The organism is Planktothrix sp. FACHB-1355, assembly GCF_014748295.1.
Taxonomy (GTDB): domain Bacteria; phylum Cyanobacteriota; class Cyanobacteriia; order Cyanobacteriales; family Aerosakkonemataceae; genus Aerosakkonema; species Aerosakkonema funiforme_A.
This window is the reverse complement of sequence record NZ_JACJUP010000158.1, coordinates 1-8785: the sequence shown is the minus strand read 5'-3', so window position 1 is coordinate 8785 and position 8785 is coordinate 1. Positions and strand designations below refer to the sequence as shown.

The following is an 8785-nucleotide window of genomic DNA, read 5'->3' as shown; positions in this document are numbered from 1 at the left end:
AAATAGTAACTTCTGGGAAGTTTATTAAAATATGTTAATTATTTTTATTTATCGAACGAAGATAAATTAATAAATTTATAGGGTTGCTTGTTCGCAGCATTGATAAAAGTTACAAAATAATAAATTATTTAATTTTTTAACTAAACAGTTTACAAATCTTATTAAAAATAGATGAAATACTACCTGCATCAGGAAGGCTGCAAACCCTGCCGACAAAGCGGGATTTTGGGCTGAGAGCATCTGCATGACTGTTACTTTTTCCCTCAAACGCTATATAACAGTAAACAACGCCATTGTAGAGGGCGTAGGCTGAATAAATTTATGCACGAATTGTTTCACAGCTTTGTCAAGCTTAATTTATTTATTCCACACGGGCATTGCTACCTATGGAAGCCCGAATTAGTCGGACTTCATCTGATTTCCGATGTGACGATCGCACTTGCTTATTATTCCATCCCCATTACGCTGCTCTACTTTGTTCGCCAGCGACGAGATTTACCGTTTTATGGTATTTTTCTGCTATTTAGCGCCTTTATTATTTCCTGTGGCACTACTCACCTCATGGAAGTATGGACGCTTTGGCATCCCATCTACTGGGTGTCTGGAGCGCTCAAAGCAATCACAGCTTTGGTTTCACTTTATACCGCCTTCATATTGGCATCTCTAATTCCCGAAGCCCTCGCACTGCCAAGTTTAGCCACGACAAATCAGAAGCTAGAGGCGGAAATTGCCGAACGTCAGAAAACCGAAATCGCACTGCGAGAGAGCGAAGAAAAATTTCGCAGTATCTTCGAGCAAGCAGCCGTAGGAATGTGCCTGGTGTCGCCCAACGGCCAATTTATTCGCACCAACCCAAAATTATCTGAGATTCTAGGATATTCTCAGCCAGAACTCTTAAACCTAAAGTTTAAAGACGTTACTCACCCGGAAGATTTAGCGATCGATCTCGAACAGGTACAAAAGCTGTTAACAGGCGAAATGCAGACCTTTTTGAGAGAAAAGCGCTATATCCGCAAAGATGGTGCGATCGTACAGGCAAACTTGACCGTTTCATTGCTACGCGATGCGGCGGGTAATCCCCAACAGTTTATCAGCGTTATTCAGGACATTACCGATCGCAAACGAGCAGAAGCCGCTTTGCAGGACAGCGAATCGCGCTTTCAAGCCTTTATGAATAACAGTCCCACCGCTTCCTGGATTACAGATGAAAACGGACGACTCATTTATATTAGCGAAACCTACAAACAAGTATTTCAGATTCCAGAAGATTATATACCTCAAAAAACTGACAGACAGCTTTATTCCCCTGAGTTAGCTCAACAATACTTGCAAAACATTCGGAAAGTAGTCCAAACTCGTCAAGTAGTGGAAGCGATCGAACTCGCACCCAGACGAGATGGTACGATCGGACAATTTTTAGTGTACAAATTTCCCCTGCAAAGTCTTTCCAAGCAACTATTGGTGGGTGGTGTGGCGATCGATATTACCGATCGAGTTCGTGCAGAACAAGCGCTGCAACAGTTAAATCAGGAACTGGAAGCGAGAGTCGCACAACGCACCGCAGCTTTGCAAGCTAGTGAAGAACGTTTTCGCAATCTGGTAGAAACTTCTAGCGATTGGGTATGGGAAATAAACGAACATAACGTTTATACTTATGTCAGTCCAAAAGTATTTGATATTCTCGGCTATCAACCCGATGAAATTATCGGCAAAACACCTTTTGAATTGATGCCAAAAGAAGAAGCCGAAAAAGTTGCAGCCGAGTTGAGAAAGTATAAAGATGCCCGTCAACCGATTCACTGCATAGAAAATACCAACCTGCATCGGTGCGGCAATTCAGTTGTGTTGGAAACTAGCGGAGTACCATTTTTCGATCCGCAAGGAAACTTCCAAGGCTATCGCGGGATCGATCGAGATATCACCCGACGCAAACAAGTAGAAGCCGAGTTATTAGCGGTCACTAATTTACAACAAGCAATTCTAGATGGTACAGACTATGCCATTATTTCCAATAACATCGATGGCATCATCCAAACCTTCAACTCAGCCGCTCAAAAGATGTTGGGCTATACAGCAGAAGAAGTCGTCGGGCAGATAACTCCCGCAATATTCCACGACCCAGAAGAACTCAAGCAAAGGGCAGAAGCACTTTCCTTAGAACTGGGCAAGAAAATCGCGCCCGGTAGAGAATTTTTTGCGACGAAAGCGCAAAATGGAACCTATGACGACGAATGGACTTACATCCGCAAAGATGGCTCTCGTTTTCCTGTATTGCTATCAATTAAATTCCTAGAAGATTCCCAAGGAAAAACGATCGGATTTTTAGGGATTGCCAAAGATATTACCCAACAAAAACAGATCGAAGCAAAACTCCGTCAAAATGCAGTCCACCTAGCCACCGCACAGCGGATCGCCCATTTAGGCAGTTGGGAAACTGACTTGCAAACCCAAGAAATTGTCTGGTCAGAAGAAGTTTTTCGCATTTTCGGACGCGAGCCTGCATCTGGCCCACCTTCCTACAAGGAGTTCCGCCAGTCCGTCCATCCCGACGATCTCGATCGACACGATGCGTTATTGCAGCAGACGATCGAACAGGGGCAGCCTTACGAATACGAGTATCGCTTACTTCATCCAGATGGAAAATTACGCTACTTGCTAGCACGAGCCGAAGCGATATTAGATCCTAATGGCAAGTCAGTGCGCGTAGTTGGTACAGTGCTGGATCTGACCGATCGCAAACTTGCCGAAGAACAGTTGCGTAACTTATCCGATCGATTGACACTAGCAGTGAAGTCAGGTGCGATCGGTATTTGGGAGTGGGATATCGTTCGCAATCTAGGCATCTGGGATGATCGAATGTACGAACTGTACGGCTTAGAAAGGTGCGAGCCCGATAAAGTTTGTCAGCAATGGTTAAATCGGCTGCATCCAGACGATCGGGCACAAGTGGAAGCCTCTCTCGCTTTAGCTTTACACGGTAAGAAAGAATACGATATCGAATTCCGCGTCATTCATACCGATGGCAAAGTCCGTTACCTCAAAGGCTACGCGCTGGTGCAACGCAACGAGCGAGGCGAACCGCAACGCATGGTTGGTATTAACTATGACATTACAGAGCGCCAACAAAACGAAGAACAGTTGCGTAACTTGTCCGTTCGATTGACATTAGCACTTAAGTCACGCGCGATCGGGATCTGGGATTGGGATATGGTTCGCGAGGCAGAATGGGACGATCGAATGTACGAACTGTATGGCTGGTCAAAATCCGATCGAGTTGCCACATATAAAGATTGGCTCGACGCAGTTCATCCAGACTCGCGGGCAGCCGCAGATGCCAACCTTCAGGATGCCGTCAGGGTAAAAAAGGAATACGATACAGAATTTCGCATCATTCGTCCAGATGGCAGCATCCGCTATATCAAAGCCCGTGCGGTGATTCAACGCAACGAGCGAGGCGAACCGCAACGCATGGTCGGTATTAACTATGACATTACAGATCGCAAACTGGCGGAGGAAGCATTGCGGGAAAGCGAACGCCGCTATGCAAGCTTAGCAGAAGCAGCTCCGGTTGCCATTTTCCGGTTTGATACCGATGGTAACTGCATCTATGTCAACGATCGGTGGAGCGAAATGATGGGTAGACCAACTGAAGCGGCGTTGGGGATAGGGTGGGTAGATATTTTGCACCCAGAAGACCGCGATCGCATCCCGATGAAATTGGCGCAATGGTTGCAAACATCCGCTCCAGGAGAAACCTATCGAGACGAAGGCAGAACTGTGCGATCGGATGGCACGATTATATGGTTCTACTGCCAGATAATACCCGAAACCAACAGCAACGGCATCCCGATCGGCTACATCGGTACCTTAACAGATATCACCGATCGCAAACTGGCCGAACAACAATTGCAAGAATCTCGCATGATGCTGCAATTAGTCTTGGATACAATTCCCCAGCGTGTCTTTTGGAAAGATCGCCAATTCCGTTATTTAGGCTGCAACCGAACATTTGCTGAGGATGGTCAAATAACTATCGAGGAGATCCTGGGCAAGACAGACTTTGAGTTACCTTGGGCTAAGTGGGCCCATCTCTACCGTGCAGATGATACAAAAGTGATTGACACCGGAACTCCCAAATTGGGTTATGAGGAGCCAACCGAATTTACGAATGGTAAGTCATTATGGATACGAACGAACAAAGTTCCCCTCACCAACAGTGCAGGTGAGGTAATTGGCGTTCTCGGTTCTTATGAAGATATTACCGATCGCAAACTGGCAGAAGAAAAATTGCGGCATACCAACGAAGAACTGATGCTTGCTAACGTCGAACTTGCCCGCGCTACCCGCCTGAAAGACGAATTTTTGGCCAATATGAGTCACGAATTGCGAACTCCTTTAAATGTGATTCTGGGTATGGCGGAAGGACTACAGGACAGCGTATTTGGTGAGATGGGCGAGCGGCAAAAAAAATCCCTCGCCACCATTGAGAGCAGCGGCAGGCATCTGCTGGAACTGATTAATGACATTCTGGATTTATCTAAAATCGAAGCTGGCAAATTAGAACTGGAAATCAGCGATGTTTCCATAAAAGAATTATGCGAAGCCAGTGTTGTTTTTGTCAAACATCTAGCCTTTCAAAAAGGTATTCATTTTCATACTAATATCCCTGAAAATTTGGGTAGCATTGAGGCAGACGATCGCCGCCTGCGTCAGGCACTGATCAACCTGCTCAGCAATGCCGTTAAATTTACTCCCGAAGGAGGTTCTGTTACCCTAGAAGTTCGGCTGGAGAATGCCATAGAAACCCCAGAATTAGAAGAAACAATTACTTCATCGATTCCCAAATCCTCCTATCACCTCTGCTTTGCCATCATCGATACGGGTATCGGCATTGCACCAGAAAATCTAGGCAAACTCTTCCAAGCTTTTGTGCAAATTGATAGTAGCTTGAGTCGCCGTTACAGCGGTACTGGTTTGGGGCTGGCACTCGTCAAACAAATCGCCAACTTGCACGGAGGAACAGTATCAGTTAGTAGTGAAGTAGGACGAGGTAGTTGTTTTACGATTCGCATTCCCTACCTTGGCAGCAGCCACTCAGACAGGATGGAAGTCGATCGCAAGCTATATGGGGCGATCGCCAGCTCAGTTTCTACCCTAGAATCTCCTTTAATCCTGCTGGTGGATGATAATCAACCAACCAGCGATACCGTATCTAGCTATCTCAAAAGTCGCGGCTATCGTCTAATTGTGGCAAACAACGGACAACAAGCCCTCAACCTTGCTCAAACTCAACAGCCTAACCTAATTCTGATGGACATTCAAATGCCAGAAATGGACGGGCTGGAAGCGATACGTCAAATCCGCGCCCAAGGGCAAACAGATATTGCCATCATCGCACTGACGGCACTAGCTATGTCTGGCGATCGGCAAAAGTGTTTGCAAGCAGGTGCGGATGAATATTTAACTAAACCGATCCAACTGCAACGTCTGTCTCTAATTATTCAACAAATTTTATCGAAAGATAATAAAAATTTGTAAAAAAATACAAACTGAAAATTACTCCTAAACCTTCCCAAACAAACGCTCAAATATTTCGGGATACAACCTGCTGATTTGATTGTTTTGGTGAGATATACTATATTTTAAATATAAAAATTTGATTTATAGTAACCGCTTTGCCCTAGTGCAGCACGGCAGAAGTAACCCACCAGAGGGGAAGTAGTTGAATAGCTGACGCTCAAAGGATTTTTGACTTTTGACTTTTGACTTTTGACTTCCGCGTAGCGGCCCTAGCTATAGCTCGATCGGTTAAATTATCGGAAATTAATGGCGCTTTGACACTCGCCACCGTGAGGTTTAGATGAATTCTGCAACCACATCAACAGACATCTTCCCATCTCGATCGATTCTGCCCTTTCCAGACCGGCCATTGCCACTACCGTTCGTTAGCGATCGCACCATCCCCAGCGACGAACGGGTAATCGCAGAATATCAAGATTGGTTAGGGACTCAGCGCATCTGGGGAAGTTTGCCAGAAAGCGCCAAGGAAGCGATCGCTCGCTCGTTCCATAGCTTCCCAGTCGAAGCGGGAACCCACATTTACCTAGAAGGACAAACTCCGATCGGGTTATATTTGCTGAAATTGGGAAAAGTAGAAATTTTCCGAGACTCACCGATCGGCAAATTGTCGATCCGCTATCGCCACCCTGGTGATTTATTTGGCTATACCCTAGTGGCTAGTTCCGATGAAGGAACTTATCATAGCAGCGCGATCGCACTGACAGCCAGCGAAATCCTCTTTTTACCCCAGTCTCAGTTTTTGGAACTGGTAACTGACTATCCAGCCATTCAACAAGCACTCCATACTCTGTTGATGCAAGAGTTAGATGATTTTGCCAGTCGCATCGCTTGGGAAGAAGAACGAATCCGAGGTTTACAACCCTACATCCAACATATTCCCATTGGGGAAACCATTCTCGGCAATAGCAAAGCTACCCAAAAACTAGCACAACAAATCGAAAAAGCCGCATCCAACCTACAGCCTGTAGTGTTTCAAGCCTTACCCGGAACGGGAAAAACCTTCTTGGCGGGACTGATCCACCTGCGATCGCAATTGGCAGATCAACCTTTTGCCGAATTAGATTGTGCCGAACTACCCCGTACAACCGATGGCAGACTCAATACCGATGTGCTGTTCGGCAGAATAAACAAACAACCCGGTATCCTAGAATTATTAGAACGGGGAACGCTTTTGCTAGATAACGTTCATGTATTGAGCGAAGGCGATCGCACTCGCTTAATCCACTACCTGAAAACAGGTTTTATTCTCCCCAATCATGGCATATCGGACAACCAGCAATTATCTGAAGAACCGCCTCAACCAGTGCAATCTTCGGTGCGTTTAATCTTTGCTTCCCCCAGCAAACTCATTTTTTCCGATCTCGAAACAATTTCGCTCAAACTATTTAGCTTATCCCAACGCAAAGCAGACATTCCCGCATTTGCCAATTACTTCCTCAATCGCTGTTGTCGCGAACAAAATCGCCTGACTCTCCTACTCGATCGCGCCGATTTACGCCGCCTGATCGGCTACGAATATCCCGGCAATTTAGCAGAATTAGCAGAAATATTGCATCGCGCCGTAATGATGACACCGAGCGGGCAATCTGTTATTCCAGAACAAGCTTTATGGTCGGTACAATCAACAAAAAATGCCTTTCGGATTGACTTACTTACCCATGTTCCTTGGTTGCGGCAATTGTTCCTGAGTCGCTGGTATCCAGAAGCAATTTGGATCGTGATGATGGCAATTTTCGTACCAATTACAATTTTAGGCTTTATCGGTTCCCAATCGCGAGATAGCAGCATTACCCTTAACTTATTTTGGGCTTGGTGGTGGCCCGGTTATCTATTTTTATTCGCCTTTGTAGGTCGGTTGTGGTGTGCCATCTGCCCATTTATGATTGCAGGTGAATGGATGCGCCGTCTTTCCCTGTGGCTATTTCCCCGCCAGCAACTTACTTGGAATACCCAATGGCTAAACCGTTGGGGCGCGTGGGTAGTATTTGCAGGATTTTTGATTATTTACCTGTGGGAAAAACTTTGGGATTTGCCGCACCATGCCTATCTTTCGGCTTGGTTATTAGTAGCAATTACGGCGGGAGCGGTAATTTTTAGTTTAATTTACGAACGTCGGCTTTGGTGTCGCTATCTTTGTCCGATCGGTGGAATGAATGGAATGTTTGCGAAACTGTCGATGACGGAATTGCGATCGACACAACAAGTTTGCGGCAGTCAATGCAGTACGTTTGGCTGTTACAAAGGTAGTGCGGAAACACCCCTTAACTTTGCCGATGCGCTACCCAATGAAGGACAAGCAACAGAAGGTTGTCCGCTGTACTCCCATCCCGCCCAATTGCAAGATAATCGGGATTGTATGCTGTGCATGACTTGTCTGAAAACTTGCCCGAATCGATCGGCACAATTAAATTTACGCTTTCCCGCATCGGATTTATTAGATAATCATCAAGGTTTTTGGGCGGAAGCGGCGCTATTGTTGCTGTTATTCGGCGGCGTGTTTATGCACCATTCCCACACCATCCTCAGCTGGCTGGGATTTGAAGATGTGCCTGTGGATGCCGATCGCTTACTCACCAGTTTGCCGATCGCGCTAGGATTATTGAGTATTCCGGCTATCTTAACTTATGCTACTCATACGATCGCTCGCTTTTGCGATCGCTCCCAACCCGATTACCTCACCATCATCTACGCCTATCTTCCCTTTGCTCTCGCTGCCAATTTAGCATACTACGTTCCCGCCGCCATTACCGAAGCAGGGCAAATTCTCCCCGTATTTGCTCGTTCTTTCGGATATAGTGGTGCAGGACTGCCAACGCTGACTTGGAGTTTGGATGTCGCGCAATTTCTGCAAGGAGTGACGCTGCTTTCGGCAATGGTATTCAGTCCTTACCCGCTGTTGCGAATTACCAAACGAGGCGATGGAGTCCCGATAATGCGATCGCTTCTCAGTAATCTCCCTCATTTGTTACTCATGGCTGGATTAACTATTTTTCTTTTCCAGTTAATAATTTAATTATGTTCGCATCCTCATTTGTCACAACAAACTGCACATCCCGCAGATACTGAGCGCTATCTTCTGGCATAGCGGTGTTAATATACATACCGCTGCCCAACTCAAATCCCGCTGACTTGGAAACTCTGGGAATAATCGCTATGTACCAATGAAAATAAGATGTTTGTCCGTCGCGGGTGGGAACAGAACGAA

The 8785-nt window shown here is 45.9% G+C and carries 2 protein-coding genes and 1 pseudogene; 2 read left to right on the top strand and 1 reads right to left on the bottom strand.

Annotated elements, in window-relative coordinates; translation table 11 throughout:
- The first annotated feature begins 321 nt into the window (after positions 1–321).
- Both H6S82_RS09775 and H6S82_RS09770 read left to right on the top strand, forming a co-directional pair.
- Complete coding sequence (locus H6S82_RS09775; protein ID WP_190461777.1) at positions 322–5538, top strand: PAS domain S-box protein; 5217 nt, start codon at positions 322–324, stop codon at positions 5536–5538.
- A 322-nt stretch (positions 5539–5860) separates the two neighbouring features.
- On the top strand, positions 5861–8593 hold the full coding sequence (locus H6S82_RS09770) for a cyclic nucleotide-binding domain-containing protein (protein ID WP_190461780.1): 2733 nt from the start codon (positions 5861–5863) through the stop codon (positions 8591–8593).
- On the opposite strand, the pseudogene H6S82_RS09765 reads toward H6S82_RS09770, so the two are convergent.
- Positions 8565–8785 (bottom strand): annotated as a pseudogene (locus H6S82_RS09765) (hypothetical protein); the annotation flags it as partial. The gene H6S82_RS09770 and the pseudogene H6S82_RS09765 overlap by 29 nt on opposite strands.